The 16,834-nt window shown below is 59.4% G+C and carries 19 protein-coding genes; 13 read left to right on the forward strand and 6 right to left on the reverse strand.

Annotation, left to right across the window (positions count from 1 at the left end):
- Position 1: 1 nt before the first annotated feature.
- From SANT_RS12435 to SANT_RS12445, 3 genes are all read left to right on the forward strand, one after another.
- Positions 2–580 (forward strand): hypothetical protein, encoded by a 579-nt coding sequence (locus tag SANT_RS12435; protein WP_025422623.1) that lies wholly within the window; start codon positions 2–4, stop codon positions 578–580.
- A 124-nt stretch (positions 581–704) separates the two neighbouring features.
- A complete protein-coding gene (locus SANT_RS12440; protein ID WP_025422624.1) occupies positions 705–1,949 on the forward strand; it encodes an FAD-dependent oxidoreductase in 1,245 nt (414 codons plus the stop codon).
- A gap of 176 nt (positions 1,950–2,125) precedes the next feature.
- Positions 2,126–3,430, forward strand: coding sequence for an alpha/beta fold hydrolase (locus SANT_RS12445; protein ID WP_025422625.1), 1,305 nt, complete (start codon positions 2,126–2,128; stop codon positions 3,428–3,430).
- Between the two features lie 17 nt (positions 3,431–3,447).
- Here SANT_RS12445 and SANT_RS12450 read toward each other — a convergent pair whose 3' ends face one another.
- The 4 genes from SANT_RS12450 to SANT_RS12465 all read right to left on the reverse strand — a co-directional run bounded on the left by SANT_RS12450 (position 3,448) and on the right by SANT_RS12465 (position 6,861).
- A complete protein-coding gene (locus tag SANT_RS12450) occupies positions 3,448–4,008 on the reverse strand; it encodes a GNAT family N-acetyltransferase (RefSeq protein ID WP_025422626.1) in 561 nt (186 codons plus the stop codon).
- A 2-nt stretch (positions 4,009–4,010) separates the two neighbouring features.
- Entirely contained in the window at positions 4,011–5,021 is a 1,011-nt protein-coding gene (locus tag SANT_RS12455; protein WP_025422627.1) for a 2-hydroxyacid dehydrogenase, read from the reverse strand.
- 58 nt (positions 5,022–5,079) lie between these two features.
- Complete coding sequence (locus SANT_RS12460) at positions 5,080–5,769, reverse strand: DJ-1/PfpI family protein (RefSeq protein ID WP_025422628.1); 690 nt, start codon at positions 5,767–5,769, stop codon at positions 5,080–5,082.
- A gap of 300 nt (positions 5,770–6,069) precedes the next feature.
- Positions 6,070–6,861, reverse strand: coding sequence for an SDR family oxidoreductase (locus SANT_RS12465; RefSeq protein ID WP_025422629.1), 792 nt, complete (start codon positions 6,859–6,861; stop codon positions 6,070–6,072).
- A gap of 269 nt (positions 6,862–7,130) precedes the next feature.
- Here SANT_RS12465 and SANT_RS12470 point away from each other — a divergent pair, with 269 nt between their 5' ends.
- Together SANT_RS12470 and SANT_RS12475 are read left to right on the forward strand one after the other, a co-directional pair.
- The gene (locus SANT_RS12470; RefSeq protein ID WP_025422630.1) at positions 7,131–8,438 is read left to right on the forward strand and encodes an MFS transporter; all 1,308 of its coding nucleotides are present in this window, start codon (positions 7,131–7,133) and stop codon (positions 8,436–8,438) included.
- 168 nt (positions 8,439–8,606) lie between these two features.
- Positions 8,607–9,059: a DUF4385 domain-containing protein gene (locus SANT_RS12475; protein WP_025422631.1), complete on the forward strand. Its 453-nt coding sequence runs from the start codon at positions 8,607–8,609 to the stop codon at positions 9,057–9,059.
- On the opposite strand, the gene SANT_RS12480 is transcribed toward SANT_RS12475, so the two are convergent.
- Both SANT_RS12480 and SANT_RS12485 read right to left on the reverse strand, forming a co-directional pair.
- Positions 9,056–10,429 (reverse strand): insecticidal delta-endotoxin Cry8Ea1 family protein, encoded by a 1,374-nt coding sequence (locus SANT_RS12480; protein ID WP_025422632.1) that lies wholly within the window; start codon positions 10,427–10,429, stop codon positions 9,056–9,058. The two genes, SANT_RS12475 and SANT_RS12480, sit on opposite strands and share 4 nt — an antisense overlap.
- A gap of 59 nt (positions 10,430–10,488) precedes the next feature.
- Positions 10,489–10,908, reverse strand: coding sequence for a hypothetical protein (locus SANT_RS12485; RefSeq protein ID WP_025422633.1), 420 nt, complete (start codon positions 10,906–10,908; stop codon positions 10,489–10,491).
- A gap of 91 nt (positions 10,909–10,999) precedes the next feature.
- Here SANT_RS12485 and SANT_RS24145 point away from each other — a divergent pair, with 91 nt between their 5' ends.
- The 8 genes from SANT_RS24145 to hflD all read left to right on the forward strand — a co-directional run bounded on the left by SANT_RS24145 (position 11,000) and on the right by hflD (position 16,825).
- Positions 11,000–11,209: a hypothetical protein gene (locus SANT_RS24145; protein WP_148296283.1), complete on the forward strand. Its 210-nt coding sequence runs from the start codon at positions 11,000–11,002 to the stop codon at positions 11,207–11,209.
- 401 nt (positions 11,210–11,610) lie between these two features.
- On the forward strand, positions 11,611–12,741 hold the full coding sequence (locus tag SANT_RS12490; protein WP_025422634.1) for a mechanosensitive ion channel family protein: 1,131 nt from the start codon (positions 11,611–11,613) through the stop codon (positions 12,739–12,741).
- A gap of 172 nt (positions 12,742–12,913) precedes the next feature.
- On the forward strand, positions 12,914–13,093 hold the full coding sequence (locus SANT_RS12495) for a GhoT/OrtT family toxin (RefSeq protein WP_025422635.1): 180 nt from the start codon (positions 12,914–12,916) through the stop codon (positions 13,091–13,093).
- A gap of 40 nt (positions 13,094–13,133) precedes the next feature.
- A complete protein-coding gene (locus SANT_RS12500; RefSeq protein WP_025422636.1) occupies positions 13,134–13,337 on the forward strand; it encodes a hypothetical protein in 204 nt (67 codons plus the stop codon).
- 204 nt (positions 13,338–13,541) lie between these two features.
- On the forward strand, positions 13,542–14,144 hold the full coding sequence (gene rluE / locus SANT_RS12505) for a 23S rRNA pseudouridine(2457) synthase RluE (protein ID WP_051440171.1): 603 nt from the start codon (positions 13,542–13,544) through the stop codon (positions 14,142–14,144).
- A gap of 37 nt (positions 14,145–14,181) precedes the next feature.
- The gene (locus SANT_RS12510) at positions 14,182–14,628 is read left to right on the forward strand and encodes an NUDIX domain-containing protein (RefSeq protein ID WP_025422638.1); all 447 of its coding nucleotides are present in this window, start codon (positions 14,182–14,184) and stop codon (positions 14,626–14,628) included.
- Positions 14,629–14,867: 239 nt separating this feature from the next.
- Entirely contained in the window at positions 14,868–15,977 is a 1,110-nt protein-coding gene (mnmA, locus tag SANT_RS12515) for a tRNA 2-thiouridine(34) synthase MnmA (RefSeq protein WP_025422639.1), read from the forward strand.
- Positions 15,978–16,195: 218 nt separating this feature from the next.
- The gene (gene hflD, locus SANT_RS12520) at positions 16,196–16,825 is read left to right on the forward strand and encodes a high frequency lysogenization protein HflD (RefSeq protein WP_025422640.1); all 630 of its coding nucleotides are present in this window, start codon (positions 16,196–16,198) and stop codon (positions 16,823–16,825) included.
- Positions 16,826–16,834 lie beyond the last annotated feature (9 nt).

Genomic DNA, 16,834 nt, shown 5'->3' on the forward strand with positions numbered 1-16,834 from the left:
GATGGGAATAAAAACTTGTCTGCGCCAGCCGCTACTCGATGATAGGCGCCGCGAGCTGGAGTATTATCTCAATCGACGCCTATTTTTCGCCGATAGCCACCGACTGTGGCCGCAAGCGTTCCGTTCGTTTCGCGGCGGTATACGCCAGGAGGCCAGTGACCAGAACACGCTGGACATCGCCCTGGAAATCGCCCAGGGCATCAAGCGTTTGGGGTTATTGGAGGGCCTGGACTGCCGTGACGTCATACACGACGACCTCCACTATCGGCGCTATGGGGCGGATTCCCCGTTCCAGCTGGCGCAGCTGCTGCAAAAACGCGATCTCATCAACGGCATTTTGACATTGGGGCCGCCGAGGGCGCTGAGCGGCCGTTTGGTTAACGCACCCGATCTCCAGGCGCTCAACGTCATCGTGTTCGCGGACCACCTCTATTTGCTGGACGCGCCCCGTTGCCATTATCAGCATCTCTCGCTGCCCTGCGACCCGCAGGCGCTAACTATGGCGCTGGACGGTTTTTTACCGGAGACTGGCCAGCCGCCGGCGCCGTGTTTCCGTTTGCACCATATCGGGTTCTTTTAATGCCGCAGCGGGCGTACCAACGGCTCGAATGAGGCTCGGCCAATGACAATGGTAAACGATAACTATTTGCAACATGGCGCCTGCTCCTTATGATTGAACTTTAGCCAGGAAAGGGAAACGCACCATGGGCGAAACATCACTTAACACGCCGTGCTGTATAGTCGGCGGCGGGCCAGCCGGTCTGATGCTCGGCTATTTATTGGCGCGGGCGGGGCTAGCGGTGACGGTGCTGGAAAAACATCACGATTTTTTACGCGACTTTCGCGGCGACACCATCCATCCCTCTACCCTTGCCATCCTGCACCAGTTGGGATTGCTTGAGGGGCTATTGGCGTTACCCCACCAAAAGGTAACGACCCTTCGCGGCGAGCTACAGGGTAAGACGGTCACCATGGCCGATTTCAGCCGTCTTCCCGGCCGCTGCCAATACATGATGCTAATGCCGCAGTGGGATTTTCTCAATTTCCTGGCGCAGCGGGCGGCACTGCTGCCGGGCTTTACTCTACTGCGCGCGACGCGTGGCGTCTCATTATGTCGGCACCAGGGGCAGGTTGTCGGCGTCAACGCCGAAGACGACGCCGGCCGACTTACCATCACCACCCCGCTGGTGATAGGTACTGACGGCCGCAGGTCAATGGTGCGCGCCGACGCCGGGTTGCAGGTGAGGAATTTCGGCGCGCCGCGCGACGTGGTATGGCTGAAGTTGCCAAAAGAGGCGGGCGATGCCGGTTGGGCCAGCGGTCACGGCGGGCCGAAAAATAATGTCATCATGCTCGATCGCGGTGACTATTGGCAGTGCGGCTACAGCATCGTCAAAGGCAGTTTCGACGCGCTACAGCAGCAGGGATTAGCGGCGCTGCTAATGCAGGTAGCGGCGGTAGCGCCGGTCAGCGTCGAACGGCTTCGGCAGCACATCACCGACTGGCGGCAGGTAAAATTGCTGGATATTCGCATTGACCGGCTGACGCATTGGGCCGCGCCCGGCGTGTTGTGCATCGGCGATGCCGCCCATGCCATGTCGCCCATTGGCGGCGTCGGCGTCAACCTGGCCATCCAGGACGCGGTGGCTACCGCGAATTTGCTGGCTAAACCGCTGGCGCGCGGTGCGGTCAGCCTGCGTGAGCTTAATCGCGTGCAGCGCCGCCGCCAGTTCCCGACCCGCGCCACCCAGGCGCTGCAAATCATGATGACCGGTAAGGGACATCGCCCCGCCCGCCCTGCGCGCGCCCCCTCGACATTGGAATTATGGCTGCGTCAACGTCCATGGCTACCGCGCCTGGCCGGCAGGATCATTGGCTTGGGGTTTCGGCCAGAACGACCGCGGCGCGCACTACTGCGGGGCGTAAAGACCGAAACGCAGCCGCAATAGCTCTCATCCCACCGCCCGCGGGGCGTAGACCGTTCGCCGCCATCCTGCGCCGCAGCGAACGCGTTGCCCGGGCACGTTGGCGCTTCCCCCCCGTCGGCAGATTGCCTTACACTGTCTCCCTCTGGCCGACGCCACGCTCAGCAGTGTCGGATTCGCTCTCAGCTCAGGAGTTTGCGTTGAACGTCTGTGAATATACCTTGCCCGGCATGTTCATCAAAGAACATCGGGTAAAAGTGCCGCTGGATTGGTCGCAGCCGCAAGACGGCCGCACGCTGGATCTGTTTGTGCGCGAGGTGGTGGACCCGCGCAAGCGCCATCAATCGCTACCCAAACTCGCATTTCTTCAGGGAGGCCCCGGCGGCAAAGGGCCGCGTCCCCAGGGCGGCGGGCCGGTATGGCTTGCCGAGGCGCTGAAAACCCACCGGGTGATCTTGATGGATCAGCGCGGTACCGGGCGCAGCAGCCGGGTCGAAAGCGCTACCCTGGCGTCGATGGACGGTCAGGCCGGCGCGGCCTATTTGTGGCATTTCCGCGCCGACAGCATCGTGCGCGATTGCGAATTTCTGCGCACGGCACTGTTTGGCGGCGACCGTTGGGAAACGCTTGGCCAGAGCTATGGCGGCTTTTTAACCCTGACCTATTTATCTCTGGCGCCCGAAGGCCTGTCCGCCTGCTATGTTACCGGCGGGCTGCCCGGCCTCGATGCGGATGCCGATGAGGTTTACCGGCGCACCTACCCGCGGGTGGCGGCGAAAAACGCGCGCTACGCCCGCCGTTATCCCGCCGACGCGGCGCGCATCGCCCGTCTGGCGGACGTTATCGCCGGTAGCGACGTGCGGCTGCCGGACGGCGATCGCCTGAGCGTGCGTCGGTTGCAAACGTTGGGCATGGCGTTCGGCATGGCGACCGGTTTCGACCAGGTGCATGGCCTTATCGAAGAGGCATTCAGCGACAGCGCCGAAACTCGGTTGTCGGATCATTTCCTGATGGCGATCATGGCGGAAACCGGTTACGACGGTAATCCGCTGTATGCGCTGCTGCAAGAGGTGATTTATGGCCAGCCCGGGCACGCCTGCCGCTGGGCGGCGGAGCGGGTACGGGGGCAGTTTCCCGCTTTCCAGCCCGACGCCCGGCCGCTGCTGTTTACCGGCGAGATGATCTATCCCTGGATGTTCGACGAGATCCGCTCGCTGCGCCCGTTTCGCGCCGCGGCGGCACATTTATCCACCCGTCAGGATTACCCGCCGCTGTATGACCGCGACCGGCTGGCAAACAATGAGGTTCCGGTCTCGGCGGTGATTTATCACGACGACATGTACGTCGATGCCGAATTGTCGTTGGCTACCACCGCGCGGGTGGGCAATCTGCAAGCGTGGGTGACCAATGAATTCGAGCACGATGGTCTTCGCCAATCCGGGCGCGTATTTCACCGTTTGCGCCAGGAACTCGACGACCGTGGCGGGCCCCTGCCCCTGCGTTAAAGACGCGCGGGTACGGGTTAGGACGTCAACGATTGCGGCAGCGCATTGCGTCCGGCGCGCCAGTGGTAAATGTTATGATCCACCCAGCGCTCGCCAATTTTTTCCGCCTGCGCCTGCCGCAGATAAAAACTGAAGCCCAGCCGCTGCGCCACGCGATTGCTGGGCAGGTTTTCAACGCCGCAGCGCAAGATAAACGTATCGAGCCGGCCGTCCGCCAGATACCAGGTCATCAACGCCAGCACGGCGCGGGACATCAGACCGCGGCCGGTCATCTCGGCGGCCAGCCAATAGCCTATCTCCCCCACGCTGCCGCTAATGCTGTTCAGCGATAGCACCCCGCTGAGCCGCTCCTGGAGCCACACCAGGTAGACCGCCGACTCGCCGGCGGCGTAAGCCCGGCGATTGGCGCGCACCGTCGCCAACGTATCGGCTTCGCAGCGGACCGTTTCAGGCCAGGCGAGATGGCGGCTCAAGTGCGCGCGTTCCTGCTGCACCAGACGGAACAGCGCCGGAGCATCCTCCTCGCGCGGCAGCGCCAAGCGGAACGCCGGCGCAATAATCCGTTGTCGGTAGTCCATCCTTACTCTCCCGCCGCCACCGGCGTCAGCAGCGGCTGACCGTTCAGATGGCAGGCCAGGTTTTCCAGCATCTGCCGGTACATCGCCGTCATCGCCTGGGGGGAGCGCGCCGCTACATGGGGCGTTATCAGCACATTATCCTGCGCCAGCAGCGCGGGCGGTACCTGCGGTTCACCTTCGATAACATCCAGCGCCGCGCCGGCGATGGCCTGCGCCTGCAGCGCTGCGGTCAGCGCCGCCGTGTCGACCACGCTGCCGCGGGCGATATTTACCAGGAAACCCTCCGCGCCCAGCGCCGTGAGCACCCCCTCGTCCACCAAATGCCGGGTGGCAGCGCCGCCGGGCGTCGCAATGACTAAAATCTCGCACCATTGCGCCAGCACCGTCGCGCTAGAGCAGTAGTGGTAAGCACAATCCGCTTTCGGCCGACGGTTATGGTAGCCGACCTCCATGGCAAATCCGCGCGCGCACCGCTCGGCGATGTTGGCGCCGATCGTGCCCAGCCCCAGGATCCCGACCCGTTTGCCGCTCAGCTGCGGACGCAAACGCCGCGACTGCTGCCACTGGCCGCGCCGCACCGCCCGATCCAAGGGGGCGATATCGCGCACCAGCGCCAGCATCAGCGCCATCGCGTGATCGGCCACCGAGGTGTCATTGGTGCCGCGGCCGTGGGTCACGCGGATGCCGCGCGCGGCGGCGGCGGCCAGGTCAACACGCTCATAGCCCACCCCCAGGCAGCAAATCAGACGCAGCGCGGGCAGTTTGTCCATCTCCTGGGCGCTTATCCCAAGCGACCCGATCGTCAACAGGACGTCAATTGCGGCCGCATCGAACACTTCATCCTCGACGGATCCCTGCGCCGCGGTTGCCGGCACGGGCCGCAGCGGGCCGTCGGGCCACAGTGGGCCGTTGGGGTCCGCTCGCGGCGCCAGATAGAGCGTCACGCCCGCGGCGGCGAATGCCGGCCGGTGCGCGGGGGGAACATCGATGTGTGATAAGAGACGGACCGTCATAACAAAACCCCGTGCGCAAAATACATTACCCTACTCCTTTGTTGGCCTGGACAACCGTTTAGCGCGCCTTTAATGCCGCGGCCGCCGTCGCGACCTGCGCCAAGCGCCGGGCGCGGAAAGCCGCCTGCCGCTCACGTGCTTCGTGCACAATCGCGGCCGGCGCCGTGGCGGGATGGCCGGCATCAAACGGCGGCGCCGGCGCATATTCCAGCCCCAGTTGGATAGCTTGCGCCACACTCTCTCCCGCCACTTCCGCCACAACCGTCAGGGCAAAATCGATACCGGCGGTGACGCCGGCGCCGGTGATAAGATGACCATCGCGCACCACCCGCTCGGCGCGCGGCAGGGCGCCGAACAGTGACAGACTCTCCAGCATCGACCAATGGCAGGTGGCGCGCCGCCCTTGTAACAGACCGGCGGCCCCCAGGATTAATGAACCGGTGCATACCGAGGTGATATAGCGCGCTCCGGCCGCCAGTCGGCGGATCTGCGCCATGAACCGCGCATCAAGCATCGCTTCGGTGCAGCCCGGTCCACCGGGAAGGCACAGCAGATCGCAGTTTTCCACCGCCTCCAGCGCGTCGAGCTGGGAAAAATGCAGGCCGCTGGCGCTCACCGGCGCGCCTTCGAGGGACGCGACGCGCACCGAGGCCCCCTGCCAATGGCTGAAAACCTGATGGGGCGCGGTGAAATCCAGTTGTGTTACGCCGGGATACAGCGCGAAAAGCAACCTAAAGGGGGTGGACATCCAGCATCCTCAAACAAAGGCGAACCGCATCGCAGCCGCGCCACAGGGTTATTCGGGTGACCGGCAGTGCGCGCGAACGGGCAATCCGCCTAAGTGGTTAGCATTCAAACAATTAAATTGGTATACAAAAATGTGCGCCATAAGTAAAGCCGCACGGCCTTCTGGCCATGACGGCCATCACATTCCCGTCCCGCACCGGCACCCGCGTTCGGCGTCGCCGAACGCGCCCTGCTAACCGCCGCCAGCGGCTCATCGACCTTAACGGTAGCTACGCGCGGCCGCTGTCGCCACCCTGTCCGGCTAGTCGGCCGCCTGTTTTTTCTGCGCCTCGAATTGTGGGTTAACCAGCATAAACCCGCCGTCGATGACGAAAGATTGACCGGTGGTATAGCTTCCGGCGTCGCTGGCAAGCCAGGCCACCATACCGGCTATCTCGCGCACATGGCCCGGACGGCCGAGGGGAATACCCGGTTCGGAAGTATGCCAGGCCGCCTCTTCGTTCATATCATTGATAGGCGTCGCGATCATGCCTGGCGCCACCGCATTGACTAAAATGCCATACGGCGCGAGTTCCAACGCCAGCGATTTGGTCAAACCACCCAGGCCGTGTTTAGCGGCGGTATACGCCCCCGCGTTGGGCAGCGGGGTATGTTCATGCACCGAGGTAATATTGATGATGCGCCCGCCCGCGCCCTGAGTCTTCATGACCCGGGCGGCGCGCTGGGCGCACAGGAAAGCCCCGTCGAGAACAATGGAAAAAACCTGTCGCCACTGTTCATACTCAAGCGTCAACAGCGGGCCGTTATGGCTGGCGCCGGCATTATTGACCAGCACATCCAGTCGACCGAAAGCGTTGGCAAAATCATCAATCACCTCGGCGGCGGCGGGCAACGTGGTCAAGTCCAGCTTGCGCACCTCGCTCCGTCTGCCCAGCGCCGCCACCTGGCGAGCGGTGTCCTCGGCGCCCTGCCTGTCGGAATGCCAGGTGATGCCGACATCATACCCCTGGGCGGCCAGCGCCAGCGCGGCCGCTTTGCCGATGCCGGAATCCGATGCCGTTACCACGGCGACTTTTTGATTTGTCTCGGTCATACTTTGTCTCCTGCGTCACCACCCCGGCGCCGGGCCGAATTGCCGGCGCCCCCGTGCCCGCCTCATGCAGTATAGACGGTGGCGCCGCGGCCGACCGTTGACATGATGACGCGTTGATTTAGGATAAATTGGTCAGACGGCACCCGCGCCGGCGCCGCGTGTTGCTCTACCGCACCGTCTCATCCAGCGCGCCTGACCCCGTTCGGCGATACGCCGTTCACCGGCGCGAGACGGCGTTGGCCTTTCTCTCTCGCCTTAAGGATACCGTTATGCATCACGCGCGCAGCAGATCCCCGCTGTCCCATAAAAAGGCCTTGTTGGCCGGGGCCGTTGGTAATTTTATCGAATGGTATGAATTTGCGGTCTACGGTTTCCTGGCGACGGTGATCGCGGAGAATGTCTTCCGCCTGCAGGGAGAAAGCGCCCTCACCGGGCTTATCCTCACCTATGCGTCGTTCGCCGTCGCCTTTTTCTTTCGCCCGCTCGGCGCGGCGCTGTTCGGCCGCCTTGGCGATCGCCTGGGCCGTAAGCCGACGCTGATTTTGGTGCTGGTGCTGATGACTATCGCCACGGCGGCGATTGGACTGGTGCCAACCTATGCCAGTATCGGTATTACCGCCCCTATCCTCATGACGCTACTGCGCATCCTGCAAGGGCTCTTTGCCGGCGGCGAATACGGCGGCGCGGTGGCGCTGATGACCGAATTCGCCCCGAGGGGTAAACGCGGCCTGTACGGCGCCTGGCAGTCCCTGACCGTCGCGCTGGGCCTGTTGGCCGGCGCCGGCGTGGTGGCCCTGTTGGCGGCGGTATTGGGGCAAGAGGCGTTGCTGCAATGGGGCTGGCGGATCGCGTTTTTCCTGGCGCTGCCGATGGGGGCCGTGGCGCTGTGGCTACGCCTGAGTCTTAAGGAAACGCCGGCCTTCATTCGGTCGCGCCAGGCGGCGGCCGCGCCCGCCCTCGCGCCCGGCGCCGGCGCGATGAGTTGCATCATTGCCCTCGGTATCGGCCGGCTGATGGCGTGGTCCGCGGCGGGGTATACCTTTTTGGTGATCATGCCTACCTACCTGCAATCGGCGCTGCACACCCATATGCAAACCGCCTTGCTTATCGCCGTCATTTCCAACGCCGGTTTTGCCCTGACCATTATCCCCGCCGGCATGTTAAGCGACAGGATAGGCCGGCGACGCGTGCTCATGACCGCCACCGTGCTGCTGTTGGCGTTATCCTTTCCGCTCCTGCGACTATTGCAAAATCCGGAGGGCGCCTTGCTAAGCAAAGGGCTGGCGGTCTTTATCGCCGGCGGCGCGGTAGGCCTGCTGGCGGGCCCAGGCCCGGCGATGTTGGCGGAAATGTTTCCCACCCGGGTACGTTATACCGGGCTGGGGCTGGCCTACTCGTTGTCAAATGCGGTCTTTTCCGGCTGCGCGGGTCTGATGATTACCTGGCTGATTAAACAGACCGGCAACCTGGATATCCCGGCCTGGTATGTGGTTATCACCGCCATTATCAGTTTCTTCGCGCTTATGACATTGAACAAGGATGATCATGTGCGCGAGTTGGACGACCCCCTGGGCTGATGAGCTGTTGGCAACGCCATGGCGCTGCGGGCGCCCCCGTCATCCGCCCCGCGGCGCCTTTGCAGGCGTGTCGGCGGGATGAAAATCGCCGCATTCGGCACTATGCTGGTTAATCATGCCGGGCGCGCGGAATTCTTCTGCCGCCTGCGGTACGACGGATGAGCAGAAATGGGTATCCCTTTTAACTATCAGCAGGATTTCAGCCAGATTGATTTTCGCCAGCACCCCGAGCGTTATCAGGTCGGTCGCGGCGAACAGGGCGTCCTGCTGGTTGAGCCTTATAAAGGGGAGATCTTACCGCACTGGCGGTTCAAAAATCCGCAGGTCGCGGCACAGTCAGCCGAGACCATTTATCAGCTTTTCGAGCAGTACCGGCGGGCGGATGATTTTGTCGGCATGGATATGGCGCGCAAATTTATCCAAATGGGATACACCCGCGCGCGGCGTTATGCCAATCACCAGGGCGGCAGGAAATATGATGAAGACCGGGCCGTCAAGCCCCGCGGTAACGATCCGGTCAAAGCGGCGGCGGCGGCCATCTTCAAACAGTACTGGGACCGCCTGCGCGCCGATGAAGATTACCTGCAGCGAAAAAAAGCCCACCAACAGCGTTATGGTTAGTCGCGCGTGCGCCCCTCACCGTGAGCGCTAACGCTAACCGCCACGCGGCGTGGCAGGCTTTTTAGGGGCCTTGGGACCGATGAGACAGGCGTAGACGGGGTGGCTGGGTCATTTCTCAAATGGTAGGACGCCATTATGCCGGCGGCTTGTCCACGAAGAGAGGGTTCATCACTGGCCAGGTAGAGACCGGTGATATAATGTCCAGGCGCTTCAAACCGCCGATAATTGTAGCTATACCTTTGACCGAAACTGAAAGTGCGCCCATCGCTCAAGGTAAATAAGGCTTCATCTATAGCACCACTGCCCCAGGTTTCAATAAGCGTGATAACACTGCCGTTTAACTCAAGATTACGATATTCGCGCGTGATAGTGCCTAATTGATACGTGTTGCCATCGGTAAACGTAATGCCGAGGCCGCCTACCCTTGGCGCACCGCCTATCCTGACAATATAGCCGACGAGAGACCGTATCTGCGCATAATTATTGCCCAGCCACGCCGGTTTCAGAGGCGCAACCATGTTGTCGTCCTCCGTTAACGCCTGTAATTTGGTTTTAGGCGTCACGCGGTCAAAAACCTCCGAATAGCTTAATGTCTTAAGGATGATGTTTTCTTTGCTACCGCGCGCTTTTATCTGCTCGACGATTTCTAAAACTTCGATACCGTGCATCAGACAGTGACCTCTCACGGACAATAAATCATTAGTGATATCGTAAGCATCTGAGGTATTAATGATTTCGTCATACTCTGTATCATATAAAGCATGACAATATGCCGAAGATCGATCAACCAGCCGGTCTATGATGTCCTGCATCTCCTCCACTTCCCGCGCGGTCAGGCCCATTTCTTGGCTTTTGTGGACGCCGATTGACCAATACATGACCTGTAACATCAAAGACGCGGTATACATAGGCATGATTTGCAGGTTGGTCCTATCATCGAATGAGCAAAAATGTTCTTCCATGCCGATCAAATACCGGGCTAACGACATGTAAGCATCATGCGCCTCACGACTCCCTGGATGGGTTTCCAGCATAAACTGCACGTGTGTGACTTTCCCCTCCATCTCATTAATAAAGCCGCGCAGCACGCCTTGAATAATGGTCAGCTTTGAAGTTTCAATCATGTTCTCGACTTCATGTAATATTTGTTGCCACACATTCTCTTTCTTTGACGGCCAACAGACCTCCAGCATCGTCGACAGTATCGCCCCTACTTCAGGGATAAACCCTGCCAATTTGATCATCCAGTATTTAATATCACATGCATTATCCCACTCCCATTGGGGAAGAGGCACTTTAGATTTTCCCCGCGTCATCATGGGAGAAACGACGTTGGTAACATCCAGCGCTGTATTTGATTCAGAGTTCATATTTTTCTCCTGAATAGCCTATCGGCTATTGGTATGAGCAATAGGTCAACGCAGACGAATTACAGCGTGTATGCCGTGACAAAGGCCACATCATCGGTATCGTTATAAATCACGATTTTACTGTAATAAAGCGAGTTTGACGGCGGCATCACGATGCCGTCCGTTCCCCGTGCGATAACCGTTGAGCTATATTCAAACCATTCCGAAGTAAAACTATGAGACCAATAAAAAACGGCTGTGACTTGTTTAGCCTTTCCCGCATTGGCAACATAAAAACGGCCGCGCGACTCGGGAATAATCGGCGTATCGGTTCTCGTAGCCTGTAGTGATGAACGAGGTTCAATGCGCATCTCGCCTTCTGTGACCCTGGCAGTGTGATCGTCAGCGGCGATTGCAGCGCCATGCCGAAGCCTATCCAGTTTGCCGCCGTCGAATTCGACGTCATTATGGGATACAGATACGGTAATTGAAATAGTCATATTTAACAGTCCTTCAAAGGAACAATAATATGATTAAATATTATTGAATAAATTAAATAAGAAACATCAACGAAAGTGGATTTTAATCACTATGGCAAAGAACAGCTTTGATGTTTATCACAGAAAAATTTTTCCACTCAACTCACAAACAACAGATTACGCTTGCAAACTGGCTAAAAATCCGTATTGCCTGCGACGTTACAGCCTTATTTCGCAAGCGATAAAGGCAATTAATTTTGCCGTGAGAATTATCCCCTCCTCGCCATTTTTTATAAAAACAGCCTTTTATTTGCCGCGATGAAATTAACACCGCGCCAGGCGTCATCATCTTGTCATCTCATTACCTTTCTATCTTTTTATTCCATCACCGGGACATCATGCCAGGCAGGATCTTGCCAACATGCCCTTGGGTCGCCTGCCACCCGGGTTATGCCGCGCTGAATTGCTCAGGGTATAAGTCGATGCCGGCGAACGTTGCACAGGCTTTCTTTTGGGAGACGGCAAGCGCATCGGGTCCTCGCAGACCACCGGCTTAGGTGCGCAAACCTTAGCCACTGGCGCCCGCGGGGCATAAGAACCGTCCTGATTGCGGCGCGCGCGGGGCCGGTCATTTGCCGGTCCGGCGAAAATGTGCCACTTTTTTAAGACGCACGATTTGAGCAATCAGCCTTAATTTTACTTTTTTGCCCGGGAGAGCCTTTTATGGAGATGTTAAGGAACCTTAACTTCATCCGTCTGATTACCAGCCCCACTTTTTGGCTCAATATCGCCATTATTGTCGTCGCCAGCTTTATTATTTATTGGGTCATCAACAAAATTATCCGCCTGTCCGGCCATCGGGTGAAGCAGTGGAGCAGCGGCAAGCACAGCATCTTGTATCGGGTGGTGGTGGAGATGCTCGACAACACCAAAAGCCTGCTTATCCTCTTTACCGCGCTGCTGCTGAGTATTCATTTCATCGATTTGCCCGGTAGTTGGAATAACGCTATCTCCCACGGCTGGTTTTTGGTTCTGGCGCTGCAAATCGCCATGTGGCTGGACAGTGCCGTCCACGTCTGGTTAAGCAATATGACCCGCGAGCCCGGCGCGGCGCGTAACCCGGTGACCATGGTCATCCTGGGCTTAATGATGCGGGTGCTGATTTGGGCGGTGATGATGTTGTCCATCCTGGGCAATGTCGGCGTGAACATCACCGCCCTGGTGGCCAGTTTGGGCGTAGGGGGCATCGCCATCGCGCTGGCGATCCAGACGGTGCTGAGCGACGTCTTCGCCTCGCTGGCGATAGGCTTCGATAAACCCTTCGTCATCGGCGATTTCGTGGTGTTTAACGATATCGCCGGCACCATAGAGCATATCGGTTTGAAAACCACCCGTATCCGCAGTCTGAGCGGTGAGCAAATTGTTTGCGCCAATGCGATCCTGCTGCAGCAAACCATACACAATTACAAACGGATGCAGACGCGGCGGATTGTTTTCACCTTTGGCCTGGCCTATTCCACCCCGCCCGAAAAATTACGCCTGGTGGGCGATAGGGTGAAAAAAATTATTGAGGAAATCCCGGAAACCCGTTTCGACCGTGCCCATTTTTTGTCCTTCGATAATTTCCGCCTGACCTTTGAAGTGGTGCATATCGTCGCCAGCGCGGATTACAATAAGTATATGGACATCCAGCAGGAGATTAATATTCGCCTGATGGAGGAACTGGCAGCGTTGGACATCAAGCTTGCCATCCCGACGCAAAATGTGCTGTTCAATGAAAGCGAGTTCCCCCCGCTGAAAGTGGTGGGCGAGGAAACGGCGCCGGTACAAGCGACGCAAAACGGCACCGGCTGAGGGCCGCTCCACTCACCGATTGCCCGGGTGGCGCTGACGCTCTTTGACCCGGCCGCCCGCTGCGCGCGTTCACCACCGGGCGCCGGTAAACGCCGTGCGGTGGCCGATTGCTTAACGCGCAATGAACGGCTACACTCCGCGCTCACAACAATAAAACAGGATCGGTAAAGCTATGTCCCCCGCTTGGGAAGCGCTGACGCACATTTATATCATCGGACTTTTCATCGCGGTGCCCGTCACCTTCCTACTGAGTCACGATCCTTCCCTGCGCATTCGTCTGTTTACCGCGAAAATCATTGGCTTGACCTGGCCGATGAGCCTGCCGGTAGTGCTGCTGTTTGCTTTATTCTGACATTACGCTTGCGCGCATCGCTTAACGCCTCATGACACCCTTGCAGGCTGATTCATCGCGGCCGGCGGCGCTTTCCCGCAACCGGCCGGAAGATCTATCCGCTATCCGCTATCCGCTATCCGCTATCCGCTATCCGCTATCCGCTATCCGCTATCCGCTATCCGCTATCCGCTATCCGCTATCCGCTATCCGCTATCCGCTATCCGCTATCCGCCGTTTACACACGACCGACGCAGCGGCATAACAGTTTTTAACTATTAATTCGTCACCGTGAAGCAAAAGACGCGCCCTCGGCTAGAGTTAGTGTTCCACATGCAAGTTTGTAGTTTGCCCATTTTTTCGGGCCCGCGGGCCCGCTTTTTTTTATCGCCGCGGCGCCACGCTTGGCGCGCGGGGTCACTATTCCGGTATACTGTTTTTTTCTGGCCCCGACAGAGCGTACCCCGTTATCAAAAAGCCCAGCCCCGCACGCAACTTCCGCCGCAAATCCGCGCCAGCGCGAGATCCGCGCCGTGTCATTTTGTTCAATAAACCCTATGACGTGCTTGCGCAATTCAGCGATGACGCCGGCCGCGCTACGCTCAAAGATTATATTCCCATACCGTCGGTTTACGCCGCCGGCAGGTTGGATCGCGACAGCGAAGGGCTGATGATCCTGACCAATGAGGGTAAGCTTCAGGCCAGATTGACGCAGCCGACGCAAAAAACCGCTAAGATCTATTATGTTCAGGTGGAAGGCGAGCCGGACGGGGCCGCTCTGGCCGCCTTTCGCGCCGGCCTGCCGTTGAAAGACGGCCTGACTCTGCCCGCCGGCGTGGCGCGCGTTGACGAGCCAGACTGGTTATGGCCGCGAACGCCGCCGATCCGCGTGCGCCTGGCTATTCCTACGTGCTGGCTGCGGGTGACCCTGTACGAGGGGAAAAACCGTCAGGTGCGCCGTATGACCGCCCATATCGGGCATCCCACGCTGCGGCTGATTCGCTATAAAATCGCGCAATGGTGCCTGGCCGGTCTGGCGCCTGGAGAGTGGCGCGATATCGACCCGGCGTAATGCTTTTTGCCCCTACCTATGGAGGACAAGCCCCGCGATGTTCAAACCCCATGTTACCGTCGCCTGCGTGGTACAGGCGGAGAGCCAATTTTTGGTGGTAGAGGAAACGATTCACGGTCAACCGCGCTGGAATCAGCCGGCCGGTCATCTCGAGGCGAATGAAACCCTTATCGAGGCGGCGCAGCGTGAATTGTGGGAGGAAGCGGGTATCCACGCCCAACCCCAGGCGCTATTGCGGATACATCAATGGATTGCGCTCGATAACACGCCGTTTCTGCGGTTTTTGTTCGTGATCGATTTGCCACGCTGCGTGACGGCCATCCCGCAAGATGACGATATCGATCGCTGTCTTTGGCTGCCCGCTGAAACTCTTTTCGCGTCAGACCAGTTGCGCTCCCCCCTGGTGGCGGAAAGTCTTCGCTGCTATCAGCGCGGCGAACGCCTGCCGCTGACTTTCCTCGCGGCATTCAATTGGCCGTTTTGACGGCGTCAGGTTGCCGGCCAAGAGCAATGGCGTACAGGTTCTGCGTCCGCCGCCGTGGGCATTTTGAGGGTCCTCAAGGCGCATAGGTGACGACTGTTCGCCCCTTTAGGGCCGCAGAGGGCGACGAAAACGCGCCTTATGGGTGAAGGTGGCGGCACGGGGTCGGATCGTGATAAAATATGCCGCCTGTTTTACTGCGCCGCGCGCCGCGCGGCGGTCATCCCGCTCGTGAGAATCCCATGTCAGACAACGGTCAAAAAAAAGTAATCGTCGGTATGTCCGGCGGTGTCGACTCTTCCGTCTCCGCCTGGTTGCTACTGCAACAGGGTTATCGGGTGGAGGGGCTGTTCATGAAAAACTGGGAAGAGGACGACAACGAGGAATATTGCACCGCGGCAAGCGATCTGGCCGATGCTCGGGCGGTATGTGACACCCTGGGCATCACGCTGCATACGGTTAATTTCGCCGCCGAATATTGGGATAACGTTTTTGCGCATTTCCTTGCCGAATACCAGGCTGGCCGCACGCCCAATCCGGATATTTTGTGCAATAAGGAAATCAAGTTCAAAGCCTTTTTGGAATTTGCCGCCGAGGATCTCGGCGCCGACTTTATCGCCACCGGCCATTACGTGCGCCGCGCCGACGTGGACGGCAAAAGCCGACTGCTGCGCGGTATGGACGATAACAAAGACCAGAGCTATTTTCTCTATACGTTAGGCCATGCGCAGCTTGCGCGCTGCCTGTTCCCGATTGGGGAATTGGCCAAACCGGAAGTGCGGCGCATCGCCACCGAGCTCGGCCTGGCGACCGCGGCCAAAAAAGACTCCACCGGCATCTGTTTCATCGGCGAGCGAAAATTCCGCGATTTCCTCGGCCGCTACCTGCCGGCGCAGCCGGGTGCGATTATGTCCGTTGACGGCCAGGAGGTGGGCCGCCATCAGGGGTTGATGTACCATACATTAGGTCAGCGCAAAGGGCTGGGCATTGGCGGCACCCGCGACGGCAGCGAAGACCCTTGGTATGTGGTGGACAAGGATCTTGACAATAACCGGTTGATTGTCGCTCAGGGCCACGAACATCCGCGGCTGATGTCTACCGGCCTTGTCGCCGGCCAGCTGCACTGGGTCGATCGGGAACCGCTTACAGACGCGCTGCGCTGTACGGTGAAAACCCGTTACCGTCAGCCGGACATCGCGTGTCTGGTGACGCCGCTGCCGGACGGACGTTTGCAGGTGAGTTTTGATCGGCCGGTGGCCGCCGTCACGCCGGGCCAGTCGGCGGTATTTTATCTGGCGGAGCGCTGCTTGGGCGGCGGCATCATTGAAGCGCGCCAGCCGTTGCCTCACTGAGACGCTTCCCGCGTCGGTGGCGTCCTGACCGGCAGCATCCCTGGCGAGTGGCGCCGCGCGAAACCCTGATGGGGTGGCGAAACGCCCGCCGCGCGCCTTTACCGCTGTGTTTGACCGCGCTTTTATGGCATGATCGCGCAAGCGTAGCGCGCCTGCCGCGCCGTTGGGCGGACGCCCGGCGGGTGGACTTAACCTCAGGGATGGATACAGGAGTCATTTTGGCCAAGAACTATTTTGACATTACGCTGGCGCTGGCGGGTGTTTGCCAAAGCGCGCGCCTTGTGCAGCAGCTCGCCCACCAGAGCCAATGCGACGAGCAGCCCTTACGCGTCTCGCTGCAAAGCCTGCTGGATCTTAATCCGCCGTCGGTGCGTGCGGTCTACGGCGATAACCCGACCCATCTGCGCATGGGGTTGGAGACGCTGCAGGCCGTGCTGAATGCGTCGTCGCGAGAAGGGCTTGGCGCCGAGCTGACCCGCTATACCCTGGGGCTGATGGTGCTTGAACGCAAGCTGAACGGCAACCGCGGCGCTCAAGAGGCGCTGAGCCGCCGCATCGACGGACTTCATCGCCAGCTCGGCCATTTCGATTTGCTGTCGGATACGCTTATCAGCGCCATGGCCAGCATTTATGTGGACATTATCAGCCCGCTCGGGCCGCGCATCCAGGTCACCGGCGCGCCGGCGGTATTGCAAAACACCCAGATCCAGGCCAAAGTGCGCGCCGTACTGCTGGCCGGCATCCGTTCCGCCGTGCTATGGCAACAGGTCGGCGGCGGACGGCTTCAGCTGATGTTCGGCCGCAACCGGTTATTTAAAGAAGCTAAACAGATACTTACCCATTCTTAATCTTTCCAG

This window comes from Sodalis praecaptivus, assembly GCF_000517425.1.
In the GTDB taxonomy this organism is placed as follows: domain Bacteria; phylum Pseudomonadota; class Gammaproteobacteria; order Enterobacterales; family Enterobacteriaceae; genus Sodalis_A; species Sodalis_A praecaptivus.

What these genes read in the sequence shown, in the direction of transcription:
- SANT_RS12460 (WP_025422628.1), bottom strand. Translation starts at nt 5,769, where the DNA reads ATGTCCACCCCCTTTAGGTTGCTTTTCGCGCTGTATCCCGGCGTAACA.
- SANT_RS12480 (WP_025422632.1), bottom strand. Translation starts at nt 10,429, where the DNA reads ATGAACTCTGAATCAAATACAGCGCTGGATGTTACCAACGTCGTTTCT.
- SANT_RS12495 (WP_025422635.1), top strand. Translation starts at nt 12,914, where the DNA reads ATGTCCCCCGCTTGGGAAGCGCTGACGCACATTTATATCATCGGACTT.
- mnmA (WP_025422639.1), top strand. Translation starts at nt 14,868, where the DNA reads ATGTCAGACAACGGTCAAAAAAAAGTAATCGTCGGTATGTCCGGCGGT.
- SANT_RS12435 (WP_025422623.1), top strand. Translation starts at nt 2, where the DNA reads ATGGGAATAAAAACTTGTCTGCGCCAGCCGCTACTCGATGATAGGCGC.
- SANT_RS12450 (WP_025422626.1), bottom strand. Translation starts at nt 4,008, where the DNA reads ATGGACTACCGACAACGGATTATTGCGCCGGCGTTCCGCTTGGCGCTG.
- SANT_RS12455 (WP_025422627.1), bottom strand. Translation starts at nt 5,021, where the DNA reads ATGACGGTCCGTCTCTTATCACACATCGATGTTCCCCCCGCGCACCGG.
- SANT_RS12470 (WP_025422630.1), top strand. Translation starts at nt 7,131, where the DNA reads ATGCATCACGCGCGCAGCAGATCCCCGCTGTCCCATAAAAAGGCCTTG.
- SANT_RS12475 (WP_025422631.1), top strand. Translation starts at nt 8,607, where the DNA reads ATGGGTATCCCTTTTAACTATCAGCAGGATTTCAGCCAGATTGATTTT.
- SANT_RS24145 (WP_148296283.1), top strand. Translation starts at nt 11,000, where the DNA reads ATGGCAAAGAACAGCTTTGATGTTTATCACAGAAAAATTTTTCCACTC.
- SANT_RS12510 (WP_025422638.1), top strand. Translation starts at nt 14,182, where the DNA reads ATGTTCAAACCCCATGTTACCGTCGCCTGCGTGGTACAGGCGGAGAGC.
- SANT_RS12490 (WP_025422634.1), top strand. Translation starts at nt 11,611, where the DNA reads ATGGAGATGTTAAGGAACCTTAACTTCATCCGTCTGATTACCAGCCCC.
- SANT_RS12485 (WP_025422633.1), bottom strand. Translation starts at nt 10,908, where the DNA reads ATGACTATTTCAATTACCGTATCTGTATCCCATAATGACGTCGAATTC.
- SANT_RS12465 (WP_025422629.1), bottom strand. Translation starts at nt 6,861, where the DNA reads ATGACCGAGACAAATCAAAAAGTCGCCGTGGTAACGGCATCGGATTCC.
- SANT_RS12440 (WP_025422624.1), top strand. Translation starts at nt 705, where the DNA reads ATGGGCGAAACATCACTTAACACGCCGTGCTGTATAGTCGGCGGCGGG.